The sequence below is a fragment of the Pseudarthrobacter sp. LMD1-1-1.1 genome (assembly GCF_040676255.1).
Classification (GTDB): Bacteria; Actinomycetota; Actinomycetes; order Actinomycetales; family Micrococcaceae; genus Arthrobacter.
In genome coordinates this window covers 93,442-115,055 of record NZ_JBEGHP010000024.1, presented here as the reverse complement: position 1 = coordinate 115,055, position 21,614 = coordinate 93,442, and the positions used below count along the sequence as shown (strand labels likewise).

The following is a 21,614-nucleotide window of genomic DNA, read 5'->3' as shown; positions in this document are numbered from 1 at the left end:
CCGCCGTCGTCCGCTTTCCTTGTGTGGGACTACAGGCGGAGTTCCATAAACACGCTGTGGGGGTCCAGCACGTAGTCGGCGAACGGCGGGCACTCCGTGAACCCGTGCCGGGCGTAGAGCCTCCGCGCGGGCGCAAAGTAGTCCTCGGTTCCAGTTTCCAGGCAGACGCGCTCAAGGTTCCGCGTCCGGGCGGCATCAAGGATGTGCCCGAGCAGGAGGGTGGCCACGCCGCGTCCCCGGGCGGTTGCTGTAGTGCGCATGGACTTGATCTCGCCATGCCTCGCCGTGCCGGCGGGGGAGTCCAGCAGCTTAAGCGCGCCGCACCCCAAAAGGGTGCCGTCCTCACGGGCCGTCCAGAACGTGATCGACGGGGCGGACAGGGCGGAGTGGTCCAGGGCGTGCACGCTTTCGGCGGGCGAGGTGGCGAACATGTCGGCCAGGTGTTCGCTCAGGAGCATGTGGACGTCATCGCGCGTGGGGCTGTCCCGGTCAATCGAAATCATCGCTTCAAATTTACCCGTTGCGAATATCAGCGCCCGTGTGGCAGGATTCCCCTGATCGTGACCCGGCTCCAGGAGGTGAGACCCATGAATGCTGTATCCGTAATGGGCGCTCCCCCGCAGTCGACGATCAGCGGCTGACCCAGCCACCACCGGGAGCGCCGCACAGGCACATTCGCGAAAGGCGACTCCCATGAACACAACACCTTCCTCCGTCCCGCACGCCGCTCCGACGGGAAGATCCAAACGCGCCCTGGTCCTTGGAGGCGGTGGCTCCACCGGCAACGCGTGGCTGATCGGCGTCCTCGCCGGGCTGGCAGACGCCGGGCTGGACGTGACCGGCGCCGACCGGGTCATAGGAACATCGGCGGGGTCCACGGCAGCCGCGCAGATTGCCGGCGCCCGGGCCGCCGAACTCTATGCCGCCGTCCTTGACGCTCCGCTTCCGCAGCGGACGCGTCCCGCGGGAACGTCCGGCGGCCCGGTGCCCGACTATCTGGAGCGGACCGGCAGGATCATCGCCGCCTCCGTGGATGCGCCGGACATGCGCCGCAGGATGGGCGCAACGGCACTGGACCTGGCGGCGGCCTACGACGCCTCGGAGCGGTGGCGCGCCACGGTCGCGGCCCGGCTGCCCACGGAAGAATGGCCGGAGCATGAACTGCTGATCACAGCCGTCGATGCGGCTACCGGGGACCCGGCAGTGTTCGACCGCACCAGCGGCATCGACCTGGTTGACGCCGTCGCCGCCAGTTGCTCCAGCGGCTCGGCGTACAGGATTGGGGACAGGAGCTATATCGACGGCGGCTACCGTCGCAACGAGAACGCCGACCTGGCGGCCGGGTGCGGGTGTGTCCTGGTTCTGTCGCCTTTCGGTGGCAGAACGCGGATGCCACTGGAATGGGGCATGCAGCTGGCGGCGCAGGTGGAAGAGCTGCGGGCAGGGGGCAGCAGGGTCGAAGTCATCTTCCCGGACAGCGGGGCCGGGCACATGTTCGGAGCCAACGCAATGGATGTGTCACTCCGTCCCGCAGCAGCCCAGTCCGGATACAACGAAGGAAAAGCCCGCGCCGCGATGCTCACAGAATTCTGGAGGAAATGAAATAAGCGAATTTGAGGTTGTTTTCCTGGTGCGCGCAGAGTTTCCGGCTGCTTTCTTGAGGCAAAGCAAAAGAAACGCAAATCCCTGCGGGCCGGCAAAATTTTAAAAAAACCCACCCGGCTCCGAACCCATCCTGCACGCCCGGCAGTGTGCGCCATCATGCCGCTTGCTGACGGGCATTCGCAGGACTGGATAAAAAAATAAAAGTAGGTATGGTATCGGGTAACGCAAAGCAAAGAAAGGCGTGATTCCGATGTCCGGAAAATTCCCCCAAAAGCGGCGCCGCGAAAAAAGCCGGCAAGTCCATCCTGGAAAAACGGGCCGACAAAAGAGCGAAAAACGAAAATAACGAACTGAATTTTATAAAACCGCGCAAAAACCAGCGCTGACCATGCCAGCGGGCGGCCGCCCGGGACTCCTAGCCCGCGGCCGCCCGCGCCACAGCGGCAAGCTCCACCGCGCCCACAGCCGGGCGATCAGCCGAAGGACACCACCGTGATGACCTCCCACAACGCTTTAGTCGTCCCCACCCGACTCACCCAGCCAGTCCACCTCCGGCCGATCGACCTTGATGAGACGGCCTTCCAGAAGATCGCCTCCGGCGGCATCGGCCACATCGCCGGCATGGATTGGCGCGTCTATCTGGACAGCCCCACCCATGCGCTGGCCACGAATCCCCGCGCTGAGGTGCTCATCCGCGAGGCCGGAATCGATCTCGACGGAACCATCCAGGGGACGGCCCTGTTCCTGGGCCGCGGCCCGTCGGACGGAGAGTGCGACGCTCCCCGCCACCTCATCAGGCTTGCTGAGCAGTTGTTCGACCTGCCGCTCGCCGCTTAGCCGGCCCGGCACTCAATGATGCGTGCCGGGCCACATTGTTGGGGGGCGGACGACGGCGGACAAGTATCCGCCGTCGTCCGCTTCACGCGGCCTGTCAAGCCTCGATGGTGACGCCTCGCCAGAACGCAACCCGATCCTCAATATGCTTCGCACGCGGCTTGGGCTCCGGGTAGTACCAGGCCGCGGCCTCGTTCAGCTCGCCGTCAACGTCCAGCGTGTGGTAGCTGGCCGTGCCCTTCCACGGGCAGAAGCTGTTCTTGTCGCTGTCCCGCAAATACGCGGGATTGACGGCGTCGCGCGGGAAATAGTGGTTTCCCTCCACCACCACCGTGTCCGCGGATTCGGCGATGACTTTTCCGTTCCAGACAGCCCTGACCATGAGATCCCTTCCGTCGGTTCCACCGCATCGGGATGCGGTACGTGTACGGATGCCAACGGGCCGCGCACCGGGCTTGTTCCCGGGATGCCGGGGCCCGGTCCTACCGTGGACTCTTGTCGATGACGCAGAACCGGTTCCCGTCCGGATCCTCCAGGACCACGAAGTCGGGGTCCTCCGGGTACGAGTCCCAGTCCACGCGCCGTGCGCCGAGCGCGACCAGGCGCTCCACCTCCGCGGACTGGTCGTCCGCATACAGGTCCAGGTGGATCCGCGGGTGGTCCTGGACCGGGGTTTCGCTGAGCATGAGGGACAGTTCCGTGCCCGGGCCCGACGACGGTACAAGGGTCACCCACGTCTCGTCGCCGGCCTCCCGGGGGACATAGCTGATGGCGTCGTTCCAGAACTTGGTGGCGGCGGCGACGTCGTTGACGCCGAGGACAATGGTTCCTATAGTCAACATCCGGCCAGCCTAGACCCGATCCGCCTGGCCCGGTAGGTACCGGGAAGCGGGGCACGGCTAGACTCGCGGGCATGGGGGAAGACAACACACCTGAAGAACACCGACCGTCAAAGCACGCCAAAGTTCCTGCCGCCGCGGTGCCTGTGCTGGGAATTGCGGCAGTGCTGGCGGGCGTCCTGATCGCCTACCTGAACCGCGATTTCACTGGCTGGTTCGCCTACGCGCCGCTCAGCAATAAGCCGTTCGTTGCCAACGGGGCCGCCTTCGTCACGCAAGGCACTCAGATCGGGTTGGCTGTCATGGTGGCCGGCCTGCTGGTGCTCGCGTTCTGGGCGGGGTACAGGCTGGGCCGCAAGGGAGGATCCGCCCAGGAGTGAGGGGCCGGGGCTAGGCGGCGGGGATGCCCAGCGCCCGGATTCCCGGCAGGGCCTCGAATTCCGGTTTGGCGAACCAGTAGCCCTGGAACAAGCGGACTCCACCGGCTTTCAGGACCCGGAACTCCTCCTCGGTTTCCACGCCCTCTGCAAGCACCGTGATTCCCAGCTCCTTTGCGATGCCGCCGATGCCGGCCACCACTGCCTGCCGTGCCGGGCTGGTGTCAATGCCACGGATCAGCTTCATGTCGATCTTCAACAAGTCCGGCTGGAAGTCCACCAACAGGCCCAGCCCCGCATGGCCGGCACCGAAATCATCGATGGCTGTGGTGAAGCCCTGTTTACGGTACTCGGTGATGATGCTGGTCAGGTGGGCGGTGTCGGTGACTTCTTCGTTCTCCGTGAACTCAAACATGATGGACGATGTCGGAAAGCCACAGCGCTTCGCGGCATGGAGGGTGGCGCGGAGGCAGGCCGCCGGCTCATAGACCGCATTGGGCATGAAGTTGATGGACAGCATCAGCTCCTCATCCGACGGGAACAGCCGTGATGCCAGCTCGATGGCCTTAACCCGGCAGTCCTGGTCGAAACGGTACCGCTGCTCCGGCAGCACTTTTCCCAGGACCTCGTAGGCGCCCTCGCCGGACAAGCCCCTGACCAGGGCCTCATAGCCCCAGACGCGGTGCGCCCCAGCGTCGAAAATCGGCTGGAAGGCCATGCTGAAGTCAAAGTCCAGCCGCGAAGATGTGGTGCAGCCGTCGCACGCCAATGTCGGGTCCTCTCTCGGGTTACTCCAGAGTAGGGCACCCCAGGTCTCTGCCCGCAGTGAATGGGCCGGGTCACTGAGTGTTGACGTTAGCGTTCGGGATTATTGATGGGCTTGTCCAGCGCCACACTGATGGTCTGCCCGGGTGCCAGTTCCCCGGCCGGCAGGTCGGTAAATTCGTACCACGCCCCGCCTGTTCCTTTGCTGGGGCGATTGGCCGCGCGCAGGTCAGTCGCGCCGAAGCGGAAGACGATCTGACGCTCCGTGTCCCCGGGCGCCGTGGTGTAGGTCAGCGGAATCCCGTTGGCGTCTGCGGTGAAGCTTCCCTGTGCGCCCTCAATCTTCAGTGCGCCCGGAATCAGGCGAACCTTCGTGCCTGGAGGGATGGGCTGGTCCGCCGCCAAGGAAGGGTTGTACAGCAGGATCTGTGCGGTGGTTGAGCGGAACTTGTAGCCAAGGCTGTCGAACGAGTCGCCGTCCACCGTGGTGTAGAAGACCGTCTGGCCGAACGAGTTGTTGACCTCTGTGCCGGACCCCGAGCGGCTGTCCACCGGGTTTTTTTGCAGGCGGATGGCCCTTCCGGCCTGGATGAAGAAGACGTTCCCCTTTTCGTAGGCGAACGGAACCTTATTTGCTTCCGCCAACTGCTCCTCGGTCAGGTTGAACCGGTAGGTGATGCCGGCCAGGCTGTCGTCGGGTTCCACTGTGTAATCCATTGGAATGCCGTTTACGTCGCCCGTGGCAGCGCCCATTGCGCCCCGCGTTGGTCCGGACGGCAGCAGCCGGAGCTTCGTGCCCGGAGTGAGGGGAGTTCCGGGCTGGAGTCCGTTAAACTCTGCGACCTTTGCCTCGGAAAGCTTGTATGCCTTCGCTACTGCTGCGAGCGTGTCGCCCGCCGCCGTGGTGTAAAAGTCCACGTTGCCAAACGAGTCCCGCACGGTTTCTCCACTCAACGCGGGCTTCGCGGCGGAGGACGTGGTGGGGGCGGGTGTGGACTGGACGGCGGCCGCCGGCTCTGCCGCGTGATCAGAGTAGGTACATCCCGCCAACCCGGCCAGCAGCAGGACAATTGCCGCGGTATGCGGCCAGGCCACGCGCTTGGACGGCGTCTTTGATGTAGTGCAAGTTTCCACCATGGATATGTCCCCCAATAAGTCCGGCGCAGCCGGGTCAAGGTCCACAACGGACCAAAAGTGAGCCTAGTGGATGAACCGTGGGCGTGCCGCAGCAGCCGTCAAAAAAGCAAGCGGACGACGGCGCGACCCGGCCGCCATCGTCCGCTCAGCCCAGCGCGCGGCTGATTCAGTCCTCGTAGACCGCGATAAAGCGGCCCACCACGCCGCCCTTGCGCAGCTTGTCGATGGCGCCGGGGATATCGGCCTGCTGGATGAGGTTCATCGGCGGGTTCAGTTCGCCCGACTTCATGAGGGCGTAGAGGTTCTCGAGGTCCTCCTTGGTGCCCGACTTGGATCCCTTGATGGACAGCTGGTTGATGATCAGCGGGTAGGTGTTGATGGTCGCCTCAAGGCGTCCCATGCCCACCTGGACCAGCGTGCCGAACTCGGCGAGGGTCTCAAGTGCCGCGGAGGTGGTGGTGCCGAACCCGGCGTAATCAACGATCAGGTCCAGGTTCTTGTCCTTGAATTCGGTGATGGAGTCAGCCACTCCGGCCAGGCCGATCTCGTCCGCGAGCTTCTGTGTCTCGGGGTTCACCTCGGCGCCATAGACTTCTGCGCCTGACAGTGCTGCGACGCGGGCGCCGATGTAGCCCAGCCCGCCCAGGCCGATCACGCCTACCTTCATGCCCGCCTTGGCCCCGCCCACGGCCATGATGGCGTGGTAGGCGGTAAGTCCGGCATCGGTGGCCATCGCACCCAGCTCGAAGGAGACCTCATCGGGCAGTTTCACCAGGTTGTCGTCGGTGGCGAGCAGTTTGGGGCCGAAACCGCCGTCCCATTTGCCGTAACCCAACGCGTCGCCGTCCTTCATGACGGGGGAGAGGCCAACCCGGTCGCCCACCTTCCAGTGCTCCATGCCGGGGCCTACTTCGGTGATGACGCCGGCATTTTCGTGGCCCATGGTGCGGGGGAGTTCCGGGAACAGCGGCATCCAGCCGGCGTCGTCGAGGGCGGTCACGTCCGAGTGGCACACCCCGGCGGCTCTGACGCTGACTACTACCTGGCCCGGACCGGCACTGGGTTCAGCCACTTCGTTGAGGGTGAGGGGGTTGTTGGTGCCGGTGAACTGCCATGCCTTCATGGGGCATTCTCCTTCGGTCCGTTAGGTAAGTTCATGCATTTGCATGTAATTACAGCGTACGCCTGTTTCGGCCCAGCGTAGCCCTGATGCGATACGGGGAACATGGCCGCCTTCTGCCCTTTTCGGATAGGTCGGAAATTTCCGACGTATAATGAAAATGTGCTTCCCGATATCTTCGCCGCCGTATCCAACCCGGCGCGGCGGAAAATCCTGGACGAGCTGCGCCAGGGACCCAGGACCGCTGGTGAACTCACCGGCCTGCTGGACCTCAGCCGTCCGGCAGCGTCGGAGCACCTCGCCGTGCTCCGGGATGCAGGGCTGGTGCGGGAGGAACGGCAGGGGCGGAACAGGGTGTACCACCTCCAGCCGGCGCCCCTCGCCGAGGTTGGCACCTGGGTGAAGCACTTCGAGCACTACTGGAACCAGCGGCTGGATGCGCTGGCAGACCTTCTGGACGAGGAGAAACCGACATGACCGACAACGCGATCAGGCTGGAACGCCGCTACCCGCACCCCGCCGCCGCCGTCTGGGCCGCCCTGACAACCCCGGAACTGCTGGCCCGCTGGTGGGCGCCAGGCAACATCGCACCCGTTGCAGGGCACCGCTTCACCATGGACATGGACGCCTGGGGCCAGCAGCAGTGCGAGGTCCTTGCCGTAGACCCCGGAAAGTCCATCAGCTTCCTGTTCTCCGAAGGCCAGCTGGACACCACCATCACCTGGCGCCTTGAGCCCGTCGAGGACGGCACCGTCCTCCACTTTGAACACGCCGGCTTCCAGCTCGACACACCCATGGGCCGCCACGCCATCGAAGGCATGGGCAACGGCTGGCCGGGGCTGCTGACCCGCATCGACGGGCTTCTCGCCGAAGCAGCCTGACGTTGCAGGGGAAGGGACGACGGCGGGACGCGGCCGCCGTCGTCCCTTCCCCTGGGATCCTTCCGCCCGTTTACTGCCGGACGGAGAAGGGTAACGATGGAGTATGACTGATTCCGGAGCGGGCGGAGCCAACGATCCCTTTGACGGCAACGACGGGATTGTGGGCGGCAGCGGACACGTCGAGACGCCTGAGAGCATTGCCGAGGATGTCCGCCACGACATCCAACTGGGCCAGGTCCAGGACGACGTAGCCCACGTCCTTGAAGAACGGTTCGAGGAAGCGGGCATTGATGCACGCCCCGAAGAAGTGGATGACCTCGCCGAGGAAATCGAGCGGGACGCGTCCAGCTGAACATCAGCCGGGCGGGCCTGAAACGGCGGGTAACGACCTGGGCCAGTGCGCTGGCCGTGTTGGGCGCATGGCTCTGAGGAGTCATACCGGTGGTCCAGGTGGCCCGTCCCGTCAGCCCGGCAACCGGACGCTAGGGCCAGTCTGCCCGGGTGAACCTGACGGGGCTGTGCAATGTCAGGAGACAGTCAGACGTCCATTCCGCCAGCTTCTGCTGTACGTCCAGTGAATCCGCCACAGCGACCTGCTGCGCATCCTGGTCCGTGGCGTCCTGAAGACCTTCGACTGAGCTTTTCACTTATCCCCCTTGCAAGCGTGTGTGCCCACACTAGGCACCCCCGAATGCCAAGGGAAGAGGGTTAATCCACCAGCCGGATAAACTGCGCAAATCTTGAGGAAGGCTGCCAGCGGAGATGGACCGGTGGCACATTCACTTTCCTGCACGGGAGAAAACAGCGTCGAAGAAAGATGCCAGTGCGTCGGCCCTGGACTGTGCCTCGGCCTGGGAAGCCGTGCCGCTGGCAGCCTCGATGGACAGTGTTCCCCGGCGCGCCCCGCACGGCACGTGCCATTGGCCTGTGCCGTCGCTGAGCTGATAGGCCACGGCGTAGCTCGAATCAGCGGTGATGGCGGTGGCCAATGCGGCAACAGGAGACCACGTCCGGCCCGTGCCCTCGAACAGGATTTCCTGCACAGAGGTACAGCTGCGGAGCCGTTCCGCTCTGGCGTCGAACGGGTAGGGCGGCTGCGCAGTCGACGGCATATTGACGGCGGTGAAGTCGGTGTAGTCCATCTTGGTCGCACCCTGGATCTGCCCCTGCCCGGAGACGGAACCAGCCAGCGACGCGGTGTACGCCTGGTCATCGAAGGTGCAGGGGGAGTCGGCCGGCGGCGTCAGGACTGTGGGCGTGGAGCCTTGGGGAGGCCCAATGATCCCCGCCTGCGGCAGGCTCACCGTTTCCCCGCCGGGGGCGGTCATGCCCTTGAACAGCGCCACCATCTGCTCAGGCGTCATTGAGTTTGGAGCGCTTGGTTCCGCTGGTGCTTGGGGCCTGCCCGCTTCGCTGATGAGCTCCTTCGCCAGTTCCGCCATCGAATCCACGGCCGGTTTGGCGTCGGCTTCAGAGTTCAGGGTGGCAACAGAGAGCGTAAGCGTGATGGACAGGGCGCCGTCCAGGACACGCAATCCGGCCATGCCGAAGTCTCCCTGCCCCTTCGGCTTGGTGACCTGCGTGAACGCATGCTGCTTGTCGCCGATGCGTGGAGCGGCCAGCAACTGGAGAGCGTAGGTGGAGGTCCGGCCCGACTCGGTGTATGCCAGATCGAACTGGCTGCAGCGGACCGCAAGGTCATCCCCGTAACCGAAATCGGCCTTGGCGAGGACGTCCTGGTCCGCAGACCGCAACACGATCATGATGGTGCTGGTGGGGCCGGACTGACCGCCGGCCGGCGGCATCGCGCCCTCGGCAAAATTGATGTCCTTGTCCGCCCACCGGGTAAACGGGTCCTGGGGAACCAGGGCAGCGCAGTCACCCGGGGTGGTTTCCGTCCGGGTTTGCGGGAGGGACCCGCTTGCCGCACCCGAGCGCAGGCGGGTTGAGTCCTGGGCCGTAGGATACGGCAGGTTGCGCGACCGTCCCACGCCGTTGATGATGGCTGCAAGTTCCGCGTCCGAGAAGGGCTTGGACGGTGACACTGCCGGCCCCGTGATGGAAGGGGAGGCGGAGGCGGGAGAGGCCGAACTGCCGGATGGGCCGCTTGGCGGGGGTGTACCGCCGGGTGTGCACGCGGCCAAGGCGAGGAGGACGGCCGCCAGGCATCCGAGGCCGCGCCTGCTGTTCCGTCCCGAGGTGGCACCACCATGCTTCACGGGTCTACGAACAGCCATCGCCGGCCTCCTTTGCCATCACGCTAGGCTCCGGCTTCCGCGCCAGCTAGGGCCGTAGGACCCGGCCAGGCGCGTGGCCACCAAGGGCGGCAGGGCCATCAAGGACTGTAGCGCCACCAACGCCGACCAACGGGATGACCTCCAGCCGGTTCCCCGGGCCTGCAACGACCAGGATCTGCTGCGTTGTGGCGCCCTCCAGTGCCGCCGTCACCTGCCGGATGAGATCGTCGGCCGCGGGTGAAGGCTCAGTCGACGGCGGAAGTCCGGGGCCGCCGTCGTCCGCCCGCAGCCAGGTGGTCACCTTGGCGCCGGTGCCGTCAGCGATGCCGCGGGCCAATGCCTCGGGATCCACGGAACCTGCTGGGTATCCGCTGACCAGGGTGACCCGCTCAACGACGCGCTTGTGCGCGGGCGCCGCGGCGGCAAGCAGTGCCCGGTCATGCCGCCAGAGCGCGAAGTGGTAGCCCGCAACGAGGCCTGCCGCCACGAGGAGGCCGAGGGGTGCGCGGATGCGGTCCAGGAGGCTTCCGCCGGTGACATCGCCCAGCAGGAATTCGAAGAGCCGGTAGCCGATGACCAGCAGCGTAATGAGGGCCACCACGGCACTGACGCCGAAGAATGCCACCAGGTAGACGCGCCGCCCGGGCGGAATGTCCCCAGCGGTGCGCGGCTGGTGCCTCGGCTTCCAGGCCAGCCACCAGACCGGTGCCCCCACCACCAGCGAACTGATGCCGCCCAGAAGCAGCGTGCGGGTGGCGCCGCCGGCCAAGGGTGAGACGGCGGCGGCCAGCAGGGCATTGACCACAACGCCGATGCCGGAAGCTGCCGCAGCGAGGGCTACAGCGGACGTCACCAGGAGGCTGGCGCGGCGGGTCCTGATGGAACGGGTGACGGACGTGGTGCGGTGGTAGCGCCAGACCAGGGCCCCGATGACACCGGACGCGATGGCTGGGGCGAGTGGCTCGAGCAGGTCGTTGAGGGGGTCGCTCCGGTCGAACGCCAGCCGCAGGAGGACGAACAGGATGACCCCGAGGCCACCCAGGGCGGTGATGCCGGCGACGAAGATACCCACGGCGATGATGGTGACGTCCACCAGCCCTGTCTGGAACCGCCGGCCGCCCTCCCGGAACCAGTGCCACCACCAGACCACAGCCCCGCCGGCAGCCCATACCAGGGACCGCAGGACAGGGAACCACCATGGCTCAAAGGCGGCCGCTGCCGTGAAACCGCGGATCGCCACGTCCAGCAGGGTGCCCAGCGCGGCAATGGCGGCGCCGGCGCCCAGCAGCAGCCCAAAAACAGAGCCTACGACGGCCCGCACGTCCTCAAGGTGTGACGACGGTTTGCGGGGGTGCTTCCACATCCACCTGTGCCACCACCAGATAGCCGACCACACCATCCCGTTGGCCAGCGGGGACGGCCATTGGCTTTCCTGCGTATCGATGAAGGAGGTGGCCAGATTCAACAGTGAGGTGGTGGCGATGATCAGCGAAACCGCGTACATCCCGGTCAGGTAGAGGCCCCACCCTGGCGCCCGGCGTTCCGACTCGTCATCAAGGCGTCTCCACACGAACCACCACAGCAGCAGCGCCAGCGGGCCGCCGATCAGGGTGAAGGCCAGGGACAGCGCCAGGCCGGCCACATCACCGGAGACCAGAGTGGATGCCGTCCGGAAAAGCCGCTCCAGCAGTCCCTGGAGCCCTGAGGCCGAGATTACCACCAGGGCAAATAGCAGGACGTACAGGATCAGCCGGCGCAGGGTTGCCAGCCCGCCCGCCGGGGCAGGGACGGTGGTTGCTGCCGGCGCCGTCATGGCTTCACCGGCACAACGGTGCAGTCCACCAGTGGGTACGGCGGCTGGTCGATCAGCCATTTGCCGTTCACCTTCAGGAGCGAGAAGGCGTCCTCCATTTCGTACTCCGACGGGCCAAACGGTCCACCTTGGGACGATCGGACGATCGAAACTTTCACCGTGGCTGAATCGGTGCGTTCCGTCGTCGAAACCAAGACAACCCGGGCGGGGGCCGGCTCGCTGACGTAGGCGCCCCGGCACCGGCTCTTGGCACCCTCGGTGAGGTACGACTGGGCGGTGGTGCTGTCGCCGTCGATCACTGCCTTGCTGTACCGCTGGACCACCCCGGCCGGGCTCGCCTCATCGAGGGGAGCCGGCTCGCCGCGGGTGAAGACCACCGCGAGGGCAACCACCACCAGCAGAACCACCACCCCCACCAGCGCGAGCAGGATCCGGTCCGGTCTTCGCGCAGTGTGCTCCCTGGCGGCAGTCTCGTCCATGGCGCCAGTATGGGGCAGGGGCGTGCGATCCACGCGTGTCTTTTGGCCCGTCTTTGCCGTGCCCGCGTCGAATCTTCAGGATAATTAGGAAAAAGGGTTGTTTGAGTGAAAATCTTCACTATAGTTATGTGAGTAAGCTCACCCAGTGAAAGACAACCGATGACCACCGAGAGTAGCACCACCGCACCGCCAGCCACCAGCGAACTGCTGGCCACGGTTGGTAACAAGGTGCGGTCCATGCGCAAGGAAAAGGGCATGACCCTGGCCAAGCTCTCGGATGTCACCGGGCTCAGTCAGGCGATCGTCAGCCAGATCGAACGCGGAATGGCCAACCCGTCCTTCACAACCCTTGCCCAGCTGGCCCATGGACTGGACATTCCCGTGGGAAGGTTCTTCATCGGCCAGGACCAAACCAAGTCACCCGTCGTTCGCAGATCCGCACGGCGGAACCTGAAAAACGTCACCCGCGAATCCGTGGGCGAGGCAGTTCACGAACTGCTCACTCCGGACCGTGACGGCACCATCGAAGCGCAATGGATCATGACGCCCCCCGGGCACGACACCAGCGCAACACCCTTTACCCACAGCGGGGAAGAGTTCTGCTACATCATCTCGGGCCGCAAGGACGTCTACTTGGACGGCGTCTGCTACAGCCTGGAAGAAGGCGACTCCATCACCTATCCGGCAGAAACCCCGCACTGGTACAAGAACAGCTACGAAGAGGTATGCGTAGCCATCTGGGTGAACGCACCACACAAGTGGTAGGCCAACCGGTCCCCGCCGGCCCCTGCGTTTTCCCCTAGCTGTCCGGACCCAACCCGTGGCCCCGGACAATCCTTGCCACCTTCGCATCCTGCGCCTCCTCCAACAGGCGCCGCTGCGTCATACCCTCCTGCGCCCTCCCCGGCGCCAGCGTAAGGACACTTCCATGCTCGATATCCAAGCGACGGACAATGCCGTACCGTCATCCCGTTCGACCACTCCATCCCCCCGCAACCGCGACAAATTCTCCCCCGAAGTGCGTAAAGGACTCCTGGGCCTCGGCCTGGGAAACGCCCTGGAATGGTATGACTGGATGGTCTTCGGCCTCCTGTCCGCCTTCATCGGCCCGAATTTCTTTCCCAATACCGAGCCTCTCTCCGCCACCTTGAACGCGCTGGCCGTGTTCGCCGTCGGATTCGCTTTCAGGCCACTGGGCGGCATCCTGCTCGGGACGCTGGCGGACCGCATCGGCCGCCGCCGTGTGATGCTTTTGTCCATCATGCTGATGGCCGGCACCACCCTGGTCATCGCCGTAACCCCCAGCTACGCCACCATCGGCGCCTGGTCCGGCATCATCCTGGTGGCATGCCGCGTCCTGCAGGGCATCTCCACCGGCATCGAAGCCCCGCTCTCCACCTCCCACGCCGTTGAACTGGCTCCAGAAGGCCGCGAAGGCTACGTGGCCGGCATCATGTCTTTCTACGTCAACATCGGCATCCTGCTGGCCTCCCTCGTCAGCTTCGTCTGCAGCCTTACCATCGGTGGCGCCGCCATGGGGGAGTGGGGCTGGCGCATCCCGTTCATCATCGGCGCCTTGTTCGGCTTCGTGGTGCTCTACCTGCGGCGCTCGCTGCCCGAAACACTCAAGGAAGAAGAGCGCGCCGCCAACACCGCAAAGACCGTGTGGTCCGGTGTGGGCAAGCACTGGCTCTCCGTCCTGGCCATCATCTTCGTGGTGGGCGCCGCCCAGGCCTACAACTACGCCTGGAACGTGGGCTTGCCCAGCGCCGCCCGCAGTGGCTTCAAGGAAGACCCCACCGCCGTCTTCGCCCTAACCACCATCCTGGGCGTCATCCTCGTGGTGGGCAGCTGGATCATCGGCAAGCTGGCCGACGGCCGGTCAATGTCCCGCTGGTTCCTGGTGACCCGCGTCCTGGCCATCCCGTCCGTGTTCCTCATGCTCCTGTACGTCCAGCCCGGCATCGGCGGATTCGCAGCAGTCCTTCTGGGCGGCTCGATCGTCCTGGTCCTGAACATGACCCTCTACAACGTGGTCAGCTCCTCCCTGATGCCCAAGAACATCCGTGGCACCGGCGTGGCCCTGGGTTACGGCATCGGCGTGGCCGTCTTCGGCGGCACGGCCTCCTACCTCCTGGTCTGGCTGCAGTCCCTTGACCTCACCTGGGTCTTCCCGGTCTACGTAGCCGTCCTCTCCAGTCTCAGCATCGTTTTCTACCTCGCCGCACGCCGTACCAACGGCATCTTCGTCGGAAAGTAAGGACTTCCCTCATGAACAACACACCCAGCTTCGCCGCGCCCAAAACCGGTTCCCTGGAGCTCTCCACCACCACGGCGGACCTCACCGCCCCGGTGATTTCCCGGTCCAACGTCCTTGTGGTTGGTGGTGGCCCCGCAGGCGTGGCCGCTGCCGTCACCGCCGCCCGCTCCGGCGCCAAGGTGACCCTCCTGGAGCGCTACTCCTCCCTGGGTGGCCTGGCCTCCGGCGGCATGGTGCTGGTCCTGGATGACATGATTAACGGCCAGGACATCACCGTCACCGGCATCGTGTCCGAATACGTGGAACGCCTGCAGAAACTGGGCCTGGCCATCGTCCCGCCCGCCGAGGACCGCCGCACCTCCGAGGAACTTTGGAACAAGTGGGGCCGCTACGGCACCTTCGACTTCCACTCCCACACCAATCCCAAGCCCATCTGCTACGCCGCCGCGTTCGACCCTGACGGCTGGAAGCGCGTCTCGAACGACCTGGTCCGCGAGGCCGGCGTGGACCTGCGGCTGCACTCCTGGTTCTCCCGCCCCATCGTGGACAACGGCGTCATCAAGGGCGTCATCTGCGAAACCAAGCTCGGCCCGCAGGCCTTCATGGCGGACGTGGTCATCGACACCACCGGCGACATCGACGTGGCCTCCCGCGCCGGCGCCAGCTACGCCAAGGACAACTACCTCACCACCCTCGTGTTCCGGCTGGGCAACGTGGACACCGCCGCTGCAGAAGCCTTCGAGCAGGCCAACCCCAAGGAAGCGCGCGCCATCAACCGCAAGATCAAGCGCCTCTTGGGCGGGGCCTGGGAGCTGTGGTGGCTGAAGACCCCCATCGACGGCGTCGTGTGGTGCAACGCGCCGCACATGACCGGTTTTGATGGTGTGGATCCGGCAGGCATGACCGCCGCCGAGTTCTCCGCCCGGGACAAGATCTCCGAGGCCGTGGACTACGTCCGGGCCAACCTCCCCGGATTCGAAAAGTGCTACATGCTGGACGTCGCCTCCCAAATGGGCGTCCGACAGACCCGCCTGCTGCAGGGCGAGTACGTTATGACCAAGGATGACGTCACGTCCCGCCGCCACTTCCAGGACAGCGTGGCCCGCGGCCGGGACTACTACTACCCGTACCGCTCGCTGCTGCCAAAGGAAGTGGACCAGTTGCTGGTGGCCGGCCGCCACTACTCCGCCACCCCGGAGGCGCAGAAGATGTCCCGCGAGATCCCGCCCTGCATGGCCATGGGACAGGCCGTCGGCGTCGCCGCCGCTCTCGCCGTCGAATCCGGCGTGCTGGTCCGCGACGTGGCGGCAGCGGACATCCAGCAGGGGATGCGCCGGCACGGCGCGGACCCCGGCGACGTCCCGTCGTCGAACGCCACCCTGGACGCCGAAGTGGCGGTCCTGGCGTGAGCGCGGCAACGGTAGAGCGGGTGGAGGAACGCACGACGGCGGCGGGCGCCAAGGCCGCTGCGTCACCGGTGCCCCTTCCGCTGGAGGGCATCCGGATCGTCGACTTCACCCAGGTGTTCATGGGCCCGTCCTGCACCCAGCTGCTGGGCGACTACGGCGCGGACATCATCAAGGTGGAGCGGCCCGGCGCGGGTGACATCTCCCGTAACTCGTTCCCGGACCAGGACGGCCAGGACAACCCGATCTTCCTGTCCATCAACCGCAACAAGCGCAGCGTCTCCGTGGACACGCGGACCGACGAAGGCCGCGAGGTGCTGCACCGGCTCCTGGCCGACGCCGACGTGGTGGTCAGCAACTTCCGCTCCGGCGTCATGGAGCGGATGGGCTTCGGCTACGAGGAGCTCAAGACGAATAACCCCGGCATCATCTGGGCCTCCGGCACCGGTTTCGGCCCGGTGGGACCGTACTCGCACAAGGGCGGCCAGGATGCGATTGCCCAGGCGTACTCCGGTGTGATGTGGCGGCGCGAATCGGATGACCAGAAGCCCGCGATCTACCCCACCACGCTCTGCGACTACATCACCGGCATGCACCTCATGCAGGGCATCCTGCTGGCGCTGCGGACGCGCCAGGCATCAGGCGTGGGGCAGAAAGTGGAGGTGACCATGTACGACTCCATGCTGCACCTGCAGATGCAGGAGGCCTGCATGCAGCTCAACCGCGGCTATGAGGTCAACTGGGGCGCCATGCCACTGAGCGGCGTCTTCGAAACCACCGACGGTGCCGTGTGCATGGTGGGCGGCTTTACCCCTGACCCGCTGGCGAGGATCTCCGACGCCCTGGGCCTGGACGAGGACCTCACCGAACGCCCCGGGTTCGCTACCCTGGAGCAGCAGTTCAAGAACAAGCCCGCCCTGCAGGCCATCTTCCGGGAGCACTTCGCCGCCAACACCACCGAGTACTGGACCGGGAAACTGGAGGAACAGGGACTGCTCAACGCTCCCGTCCACACGTTGGAACAGGCGCTCGCTGATGCCCAGACCGAGGCGAACGGCATGATCGTGGAGGCTGAACACCCGCGGGTGGGGACCGTGAAGATGCTCAACGCGCCCATCCGGCTCTCCGCCACTCCGCCCAGTATCCGCCGCGCCGCCCCCCGCCTGGGGGAGCACAACGTGGAGGTCCTGCTGGAGAACGGCTTCGACGCCGAGGCGATTGCCCGGCTTCAGCAGCTGGGAGTCCTGCGGTGACGGCAGTGGCAGAGCGGGTTGACGAGGTCACCCTCTTGATCAATGACGGCGTCGCAACCGTCACTATCGACCGCCAGCATGTCCTGAACGCCGTCGACGGTACCGCGCAGGCCCGGCTCAACCGGATTTGGGACCAGCTGGAACAGGACCCGTCAGTGCGGACCGTGGTCATCACCGGTGCCGGGTCCCGTGCCTTCTGCGTCGGAGCGGACATGTCCGCGTCCGCGGTGGATAAGACCGGCCTGGAGTATTGGGCCGGCCTGGACCCCAACGGCTTCGGCGGATTGAGCCTGCGCACCACACTGGACGTCCCCGTGATCGCCAAGGTCAACGGCTACGCGCTGGGCGGCGGGATGGAGATCGTCCTGGGCGCGGACATCGTGGTGGCCGTGGACAGCGCGAAGTTCGGGCTGACGGAGCCCCGGGTGGGGCGCTTGGCGCTCGACGGCGGCATCCACCAGTTGCTGCGCCGCGTCCCCTACACCCAGGCCATGGGCATGCTGCTCACCGGCCGGAAAGCCGACGCCGCCGAAATGCAGGCCATGGGCCTGGTCAACGAAGTGGTTCCTGCTGACGAACTCGACGACGCAGTGCAGCGCTGGGTGGACCAGATCCTCGCCTGCGCCCCCACCTCCGTCCGGGCGGTCAAGCAGATGGCTGCCCGGACTTCGCACCTGACGGCCGCCGAAGCACGCGGTCTCCGGCTGCCCGCCCTCATGGCCGCCCTGGACAGCGAAGACTCCGCCGAAGGCGTCCGCGCGTTCCAGGAAAAACGTCCGCCGGTGTGGCCGGGCCGCTGAATACACGTTTCCCACTAAGAGTTCCAACAAAAGAAGGACCACTCATGCCGCAATCCGCCGCGCCTGAAAACCGTGAATCCCTGGCCCCGGGCGTGTGGGGCGTTGTTGCCACCCCGTTCCAGGGCAGCACCCTGGACCTGGACCTGGACAGCCTCTCGGACCTCGTGGAACGCTACGAAACCATCGGCGCCACCGGCCTGACCGTCCTGGGCGTTTTCGGCGAGGCTGCCGCCCTCATTGCGGAGGAGCGGCGGCAGGTGCTGGAAATCGCCGTCGAATGCACCAGCCTGCCCCTGGTGGTGGGAGTGACGGCACTGGCCACCCGGCCGGCTATCGAGGAAATCCGTGCAGCCCAACAGGTGGCCGGCCACCGCCTTACTGCTGTCATGGTGCAGGCCAACTCGCCAAAACCGGAGGTGGTGGCCGCCCATCTGGACGCCATCCACCGTGCCACCGGCGTCAAGGTGGTGCTGCAGGATTATCCCCTCGCCAGCGGCGTCACCATCTCCACCGACGCGCTCATTACAGTGGTCAAAGCAAGCCCGTCCGTTGTTGCCATCAAGGCCGAGGCGCCGCCCACCAGCGTGGCCATCGGCACGCTCAGTGCTGCTACAGGAATCTCAGTGTTCGGTGGCCTCGGCGGCCAGGGACTGCTGGACGAGCTCCTGGCCGGGGCGGCGGGCGCCATGACGGGATTCTCCTACCCCGAGGCGCTCATCGCCTGCGTCCGGGCCTGGCGGCGGGAAGGGTACGCGGCTGCCGCGGCCCAACTGGTGCCCTACCTGCCGCTCATCAACTTCGAGCAGCAGGCCAAGGTGGCACTGGCCATCCGCAAGGAATGCCTGCGGGAACGGGGCTGGATCAAGGACTCAGGCGTCCGGGCCCCGGCGGCTGCCTTCCCCGAGAACCTGCGCCACGCCATGACCGCTCACCTCCGCGAAGCCGCCACGGCACTGAAGCTCACCAGTGCCCCCATTACGGCCGGGAGCCTCTGATGGACATGGGCATCGTCGGACGGACAGTGCTGGTGGCCGCCTCCACCGGAGGGCTGGGACTCGCCGTGGCTCGGGCGCTGGCTGCGGAAGGGGCCAAAGTTGCCATCGTGGGCCGGCGGCGGGACCGGGCCGATGAGATCGTGGGCGAGCTGCAGGCAGCATACGGCGGCAATCCCGGTTTCGCGGCCATCGCCGTCGAAGCCGACCTCACCGTTCAGGGCGGAGTGGAGGCGGCAGTAGCCCAGACCGAATCCGGCCTGGGTCCCATCGACATCCTGGTCCTCAACGGGCCCGGCCCCAAGCCCGGCGCCGCTGCCACCCTGGGCTCCGAGGACATCGCCGCGGCATTCGACACCCTGGTCAAGCCACACCAGGCACTGGTGGCCCTGACACTTCCCGGCATGCGCGAGCGGCGCTGGGGGAGGATCCTGGCCGTCGGGTCAAGCGGCGTGGCAGCGCCGCTGCCCAATTTGGCCATCTCCAACACCGGGCGCGCCGCGCTTGCTGCCTACCTCAAGACGCTCGCCGCCGAGGTGGCGCTGGACGGGGTGACAGTGAACCTCCTCCTGCCGGGAAGGATCGCCACGGACCGCGTCACAGAGCTGGACCAGGCCGCCGCCAAGCGCCGCGGCACCACGCTGGAAGAGATCCGGCTCGAGTCCCGGAAAACCATCCCCGCGCGGCGGTATGGGGAACCCGCCGAATTCGGCGCCGCTGCCGCCTTCCTGTGCAGCGCCCCGGCGTCGTACATCACCGGCGTGGCACTGCGGTGCGACGGCGGCCTCATCCGCAGCCTCTAGCCACACCCAACATCCTGAAGGAACACCATGACCTCCACCGCACTTGCCGCCGAAACTTCCACCGCCCACGCGCACCTCACCGCCCAGCACCTCATCAACGGCCAATGGCTTGGTGAGGCGGACACCCGGCGCATGAACCCCGCCCGGCCGGATGAGCTGGCGGCACTGTCACCCAGCGGAACCGCCGCGGACGTTGACGCCGCCATTACCGCCGCCGCAGCGGCGCAGCCGGCCTGGGCCGCACTGCCCGCCCCCTCCCGCGGAGCCATCCTCATCACCGCCGGAAACCTGCTGGTCGAACGGCAGGGCACCATCGCCGAGGACCTTGTCCGGGAGGAAGGCAAAACCCTGGCCGAAGCCAAGGGCGAAGTGAAACGCGCCTCCGACGTGCTGCGCTTTTTCGGTTCACTCGGCTGGGCCGCCAGCGGCGAAGTGCTGCCGAGCGGGCTGCCGGACACCACCATCACGACGCGGCGCGAGCCGCTGGGCGTCGTCGGCTTGATCACGCCCTGGAACTTCCCCATCGCCATCCCGGCCTGGAAGGCCGCGCCGGCACTGATCAGCGGCAATGCCGTTGTGATCAAGCCCGCGGAGCTCACTCCGTTGTCCGCCACGCACCTGGCCCGCGCCCTCCAGGACGCAGGACTGCCGGCGGGCGTATTCAACGTGGTGCACGGCAAGGGCCGCGTGGTGGGCGATGCTTTGGCCCGGGATCCCCGTATTGCCGGTATGTCCTTCACCGGTTCCACCAACGTGGGCCTGGGCCTCCAGGAGATCCTCAACGGCCGGCGCGCCCGCGTGCAGCTGGAGATGGGCGGCAAGAACGGCGTCCTGGTCCTGGATGACGCGGACCCGCGCAAGGCAGCCCAGGTGGTGGCTGCCGGGGCCTTCGGCCTCACCGGGCAGGCCTGCACCGCCACGTCCCGGGTGTACGTTACCCCCGGTATCCGCGCCGCCTTCCTCGACGCCCTCGTGGCGGAAGCCGCCAAGTACACGCCGGGCGACGGCCTGGAGTCGGCCATGGGTGCGGTGGTGAGCCCGCAGCAGTTCGAGCAGGACCAAGCAGCGGTGCGCGGTGCCGTCGAACGCGGTGCAACCCTCCTGCACGGAAAGCACGATGGCGACTCCTCCGAAGCGCAGTTCTTCCCCGCCGCCGTGCTCACCGACCTGGCCTTCGACGATCAGGCCGTGACCGAGGAGATATTCGGTCCCGTGGTGGCGGTCCTGGAGGTGGCTGACTACGAGGCAGGCCTGGCCGCCATCAATGACTCCCGCTACGGCCTGACCGCCGGCATCTGCACGGATTCGCTGGCCTTGGCCACCGACTTCTCCGCAAGGGCCCAGGCCGGCGTGATCAAAGTCAACCGGCCCACCGCCGGGCTGGACCTGAACGTGCCGTTCGGCGGCGTAAAGGACTCCTCAACCAACACGTTCCGCGAACAGGGCAGGTCCGCCCTGGAGTTCTTCACGTGGGCCAAGACCGTGTACACGGGTGTGTAGCTGCCATGACCTATGTGATCGCCCAGCCCTGCGTGGATGTGAAGGACAAGGCCTGTATCCAGGAGTGCCCGGTGGACTGCATCTACGAGGGCGAACGTTCGCTCTACATTCACCCATCGGAATGCGTGGACTGCGGTGCCTGTGATCCCGTGTGCCCGGTGGAGGCGATCTACTTTTCCGACGACGTCCCCGATGAATGGGCGGACTACGTCGTGGCGAACGTGGAGTTCTTCTCGGAGCTGGGGTCACCGCAGGGTGCATCAGCCGTTGGGAACCTGCACCGGGACCATCCGGTGATAGCAGGGGAAGCCGTTCCGTTGCGGTAACAGCCGTTCATGCCTTTGCCCAATAGTGGCCGCCAAGCCTTCCCGCTTGGCGGCCACTATTGCGTTAACGGCCAGAATTCGCGTGTGTTACAACTCTGTTGTTTTTGCTGCAACAGAGGCTTTTGTTCCTGATTGGATACCGTGCCGTCGGCCTTGTCGTCTTGATGTGCGGATCCCGGGGATTAAT

Annotated in this window: 25 protein-coding genes; 15 read left to right on the top strand and 10 right to left on the bottom strand. The window is 66.0% G+C overall.

The genetic code is table 11. From position 1 onward, the window contains the following. Positions 1-29 precede the first annotated feature (29 nt). Entirely contained in the window at positions 30-503 is a 474-nt protein-coding gene (locus MRBLMD1_RS16960; protein ID WP_364401719.1) for a GNAT family N-acetyltransferase, read from the bottom strand. Between the two features lie 190 nt (positions 504-693). Between MRBLMD1_RS16960 and MRBLMD1_RS16955 the strand changes: the two genes are divergently transcribed. Then, positions 694-1,602 carry a patatin-like phospholipase family protein gene (locus MRBLMD1_RS16955; RefSeq protein ID WP_364401716.1) on the top strand — a complete coding sequence of 303 codons (909 nt, stop codon included), beginning with the start codon at positions 694-696 and terminating at the stop codon, positions 1,600-1,602. A gap of 498 nt (positions 1,603-2,100) precedes the next feature. After that, on the top strand, positions 2,101-2,442 hold the full coding sequence (locus tag MRBLMD1_RS16950; protein WP_364401713.1) for a hypothetical protein: 342 nt from the start codon (positions 2,101-2,103) through the stop codon (positions 2,440-2,442). Positions 2,443-2,536: 94 nt separating this feature from the next. On the opposite strand, the gene MRBLMD1_RS16945 is transcribed toward MRBLMD1_RS16950, so the two are convergent. Beyond that, a complete protein-coding gene (locus MRBLMD1_RS16945; protein WP_364401710.1) occupies positions 2,537-2,821 on the bottom strand; it encodes a DUF427 domain-containing protein in 285 nt (94 codons plus the stop codon). Between the two features lie 100 nt (positions 2,822-2,921). After that, positions 2,922-3,281, bottom strand: a complete 360-nt coding sequence (locus MRBLMD1_RS16940) for a VOC family protein (protein ID WP_159630460.1) — start codon at positions 3,279-3,281, stop codon at positions 2,922-2,924. A gap of 71 nt (positions 3,282-3,352) precedes the next feature. Between MRBLMD1_RS16940 and MRBLMD1_RS16935 the strand changes: the two genes are divergently transcribed. Continuing rightward, complete coding sequence (locus tag MRBLMD1_RS16935) at positions 3,353-3,658, top strand: hypothetical protein (protein ID WP_159630462.1); 306 nt, start codon at positions 3,353-3,355, stop codon at positions 3,656-3,658. Between the two features lie 10 nt (positions 3,659-3,668). Here MRBLMD1_RS16935 and MRBLMD1_RS16930 read toward each other — a convergent pair whose 3' ends face one another. From MRBLMD1_RS16930 to MRBLMD1_RS16920, 3 genes are all read right to left on the bottom strand, one after another. Beyond that, positions 3,669-4,424: an EAL domain-containing protein gene (locus MRBLMD1_RS16930; protein WP_364401705.1), complete on the bottom strand. Its 756-nt coding sequence runs from the start codon at positions 4,422-4,424 to the stop codon at positions 3,669-3,671. 86 nt (positions 4,425-4,510) lie between these two features. Further along, positions 4,511-5,557 carry a muramidase family protein gene (locus MRBLMD1_RS16925; protein ID WP_364401702.1) on the bottom strand — a complete coding sequence of 349 codons (1,047 nt, stop codon included), beginning with the start codon at positions 5,555-5,557 and terminating at the stop codon, positions 4,511-4,513. A 166-nt stretch (positions 5,558-5,723) separates the two neighbouring features. After that, positions 5,724-6,680, bottom strand: coding sequence for a zinc-binding dehydrogenase (locus MRBLMD1_RS16920; protein WP_275180784.1), 957 nt, complete (start codon positions 6,678-6,680; stop codon positions 5,724-5,726). Between the two features lie 159 nt (positions 6,681-6,839). On the opposite strand from MRBLMD1_RS16920, the gene MRBLMD1_RS16915 reads away from it, so the two are divergent. The 3 genes from MRBLMD1_RS16915 to MRBLMD1_RS16905 all read left to right on the top strand — a co-directional run bounded on the left by MRBLMD1_RS16915 (position 6,840) and on the right by MRBLMD1_RS16905 (position 7,910). Continuing rightward, a complete protein-coding gene (locus tag MRBLMD1_RS16915; protein WP_159630470.1) occupies positions 6,840-7,154 on the top strand; it encodes an ArsR/SmtB family transcription factor in 315 nt (104 codons plus the stop codon). Next, a complete protein-coding gene (locus MRBLMD1_RS16910; RefSeq protein ID WP_159630472.1) occupies positions 7,151-7,558 on the top strand; it encodes an SRPBCC family protein in 408 nt (135 codons plus the stop codon). Before MRBLMD1_RS16915 ends, MRBLMD1_RS16910 begins: the two co-directional genes overlap by 4 nt. A 103-nt stretch (positions 7,559-7,661) precedes the next feature. After that, entirely contained in the window at positions 7,662-7,910 is a 249-nt protein-coding gene (locus MRBLMD1_RS16905) for a hypothetical protein (RefSeq protein ID WP_159630474.1), read from the top strand. A 130-nt stretch (positions 7,911-8,040) separates the two neighbouring features. Here the strand turns inward: MRBLMD1_RS16905 and MRBLMD1_RS16900 are convergent, their stop codons facing one another. The 4 genes from MRBLMD1_RS16900 to MRBLMD1_RS16885 all read right to left on the bottom strand — a co-directional run bounded on the left by MRBLMD1_RS16900 (position 8,041) and on the right by MRBLMD1_RS16885 (position 12,087). After that, positions 8,041-8,205: a hypothetical protein gene (locus tag MRBLMD1_RS16900; RefSeq protein WP_275180786.1), complete on the bottom strand. Its 165-nt coding sequence runs from the start codon at positions 8,203-8,205 to the stop codon at positions 8,041-8,043. Positions 8,206-8,337: 132 nt separating this feature from the next. Continuing rightward, positions 8,338-9,795, bottom strand: a complete 1,458-nt coding sequence (locus tag MRBLMD1_RS16895; RefSeq protein ID WP_364401696.1) for a hypothetical protein — start codon at positions 9,793-9,795, stop codon at positions 8,338-8,340. Between the two features lie 46 nt (positions 9,796-9,841). Then, on the bottom strand, positions 9,842-11,608 hold the full coding sequence (locus MRBLMD1_RS16890) for a DUF5671 domain-containing protein (protein ID WP_364402338.1): 1,767 nt from the start codon (positions 11,606-11,608) through the stop codon (positions 9,842-9,844). Then, a complete protein-coding gene (locus MRBLMD1_RS16885) occupies positions 11,605-12,087 on the bottom strand; it encodes a hypothetical protein (RefSeq protein ID WP_364401693.1) in 483 nt (160 codons plus the stop codon). Before MRBLMD1_RS16885 ends, MRBLMD1_RS16890 begins: the two co-directional genes overlap by 4 nt. 159 nt (positions 12,088-12,246) lie before the next feature. Here MRBLMD1_RS16885 and MRBLMD1_RS16880 point away from each other — a divergent pair, with 159 nt between their 5' ends. The 9 genes from MRBLMD1_RS16880 (at position 12,247) to fdxA (ending at position 21,427) form a co-directional block, all read left to right on the top strand. Further along, a complete protein-coding gene (locus MRBLMD1_RS16880; RefSeq protein ID WP_159630478.1) occupies positions 12,247-12,852 on the top strand; it encodes a helix-turn-helix domain-containing protein in 606 nt (201 codons plus the stop codon). Positions 12,853-13,015: 163 nt separating this feature from the next. Continuing rightward, positions 13,016-14,347, top strand: a complete 1,332-nt coding sequence (locus MRBLMD1_RS16875; protein ID WP_159630480.1) for an MFS transporter — start codon at positions 13,016-13,018, stop codon at positions 14,345-14,347. An 11-nt stretch (positions 14,348-14,358) separates the two neighbouring features. Beyond that, complete coding sequence (locus MRBLMD1_RS16870) at positions 14,359-15,756, top strand: FAD-dependent oxidoreductase (protein ID WP_275180788.1); 1,398 nt, start codon at positions 14,359-14,361, stop codon at positions 15,754-15,756. Beyond that, positions 15,753-17,006 carry a CaiB/BaiF CoA transferase family protein gene (locus MRBLMD1_RS16865; RefSeq protein ID WP_159630484.1) on the top strand — a complete coding sequence of 418 codons (1,254 nt, stop codon included), beginning with the start codon at positions 15,753-15,755 and terminating at the stop codon, positions 17,004-17,006. Before MRBLMD1_RS16870 ends, MRBLMD1_RS16865 begins: the two co-directional genes overlap by 4 nt. Next, positions 17,003-17,806: an enoyl-CoA hydratase-related protein gene (locus MRBLMD1_RS16860; protein ID WP_159630486.1), complete on the top strand. Its 804-nt coding sequence runs from the start codon at positions 17,003-17,005 to the stop codon at positions 17,804-17,806. The genes MRBLMD1_RS16865 and MRBLMD1_RS16860 overlap by 4 nt, the downstream gene beginning before the upstream one ends. 44 nt (positions 17,807-17,850) lie before the next feature. Further along, entirely contained in the window at positions 17,851-18,801 is a 951-nt protein-coding gene (locus tag MRBLMD1_RS16855) for a dihydrodipicolinate synthase family protein (protein WP_224023095.1), read from the top strand. Further along, entirely contained in the window at positions 18,801-19,601 is an 801-nt protein-coding gene (locus tag MRBLMD1_RS16850; protein ID WP_224023092.1) for an SDR family oxidoreductase, read from the top strand. The genes MRBLMD1_RS16855 and MRBLMD1_RS16850 overlap by 1 nt, the downstream gene beginning before the upstream one ends. A 27-nt stretch (positions 19,602-19,628) precedes the next feature. Beyond that, complete coding sequence (locus MRBLMD1_RS16845) at positions 19,629-21,101, top strand: aldehyde dehydrogenase family protein (protein WP_364401686.1); 1,473 nt, start codon at positions 19,629-19,631, stop codon at positions 21,099-21,101. A gap of 5 nt (positions 21,102-21,106) precedes the next feature. After that, positions 21,107-21,427 (top strand): ferredoxin, encoded by a 321-nt coding sequence (fdxA, locus tag MRBLMD1_RS16840; protein WP_275180790.1) that lies wholly within the window; start codon positions 21,107-21,109, stop codon positions 21,425-21,427. The last annotated feature ends 187 nt before the right edge of the window (positions 21,428-21,614 follow it).

What these genes read in the sequence shown, in the direction of transcription:
- MRBLMD1_RS16960 (WP_364401719.1), bottom strand. Translation starts at nt 503, where the DNA reads ATGATTTCGATTGACCGGGACAGCCCCACGCGCGATGACGTCCACATG.
- MRBLMD1_RS16955 (WP_364401716.1), top strand. Translation starts at nt 694, where the DNA reads ATGAACACAACACCTTCCTCCGTCCCGCACGCCGCTCCGACGGGAAGA.
- MRBLMD1_RS16950 (WP_364401713.1), top strand. Translation starts at nt 2,101, where the DNA reads ATGACCTCCCACAACGCTTTAGTCGTCCCCACCCGACTCACCCAGCCA.
- MRBLMD1_RS16945 (WP_364401710.1), bottom strand. Translation starts at nt 2,821, where the DNA reads ATGGTCAGGGCTGTCTGGAACGGAAAAGTCATCGCCGAATCCGCGGAC.
- MRBLMD1_RS16940 (WP_159630460.1), bottom strand. Translation starts at nt 3,281, where the DNA reads ATGTTGACTATAGGAACCATTGTCCTCGGCGTCAACGACGTCGCCGCC.
- MRBLMD1_RS16935 (WP_159630462.1), top strand. Translation starts at nt 3,353, where the DNA reads ATGGGGGAAGACAACACACCTGAAGAACACCGACCGTCAAAGCACGCC.
- MRBLMD1_RS16925 (WP_364401702.1), bottom strand. Translation starts at nt 5,557, where the DNA reads ATGGTGGAAACTTGCACTACATCAAAGACGCCGTCCAAGCGCGTGGCC.
- MRBLMD1_RS16920 (WP_275180784.1), bottom strand. Translation starts at nt 6,680, where the DNA reads ATGAAGGCATGGCAGTTCACCGGCACCAACAACCCCCTCACCCTCAAC.
- MRBLMD1_RS16910 (WP_159630472.1), top strand. Translation starts at nt 7,151, where the DNA reads ATGACCGACAACGCGATCAGGCTGGAACGCCGCTACCCGCACCCCGCC.
- MRBLMD1_RS16905 (WP_159630474.1), top strand. Translation starts at nt 7,662, where the DNA reads ATGACTGATTCCGGAGCGGGCGGAGCCAACGATCCCTTTGACGGCAAC.
- MRBLMD1_RS16895 (WP_364401696.1), bottom strand. Translation starts at nt 9,795, where the DNA reads ATGGCTGTTCGTAGACCCGTGAAGCATGGTGGTGCCACCTCGGGACGG.
- MRBLMD1_RS16890 (WP_364402338.1), bottom strand. Translation starts at nt 11,608, where the DNA reads ATGACGGCGCCGGCAGCAACCACCGTCCCTGCCCCGGCGGGCGGGCTG.
- MRBLMD1_RS16885 (WP_364401693.1), bottom strand. Translation starts at nt 12,087, where the DNA reads ATGGACGAGACTGCCGCCAGGGAGCACACTGCGCGAAGACCGGACCGG.
- MRBLMD1_RS16880 (WP_159630478.1), top strand. Translation starts at nt 12,247, where the DNA reads ATGACCACCGAGAGTAGCACCACCGCACCGCCAGCCACCAGCGAACTG.
- MRBLMD1_RS16875 (WP_159630480.1), top strand. Translation starts at nt 13,016, where the DNA reads ATGCTCGATATCCAAGCGACGGACAATGCCGTACCGTCATCCCGTTCG.
- MRBLMD1_RS16870 (WP_275180788.1), top strand. Translation starts at nt 14,359, where the DNA reads ATGAACAACACACCCAGCTTCGCCGCGCCCAAAACCGGTTCCCTGGAG.
- MRBLMD1_RS16855 (WP_224023095.1), top strand. Translation starts at nt 17,851, where the DNA reads ATGCCGCAATCCGCCGCGCCTGAAAACCGTGAATCCCTGGCCCCGGGC.
- MRBLMD1_RS16850 (WP_224023092.1), top strand. Translation starts at nt 18,801, where the DNA reads ATGGACATGGGCATCGTCGGACGGACAGTGCTGGTGGCCGCCTCCACC.
- MRBLMD1_RS16845 (WP_364401686.1), top strand. Translation starts at nt 19,629, where the DNA reads ATGACCTCCACCGCACTTGCCGCCGAAACTTCCACCGCCCACGCGCAC.
- fdxA (WP_275180790.1), top strand. Translation starts at nt 21,107, where the DNA reads ATGACCTATGTGATCGCCCAGCCCTGCGTGGATGTGAAGGACAAGGCC.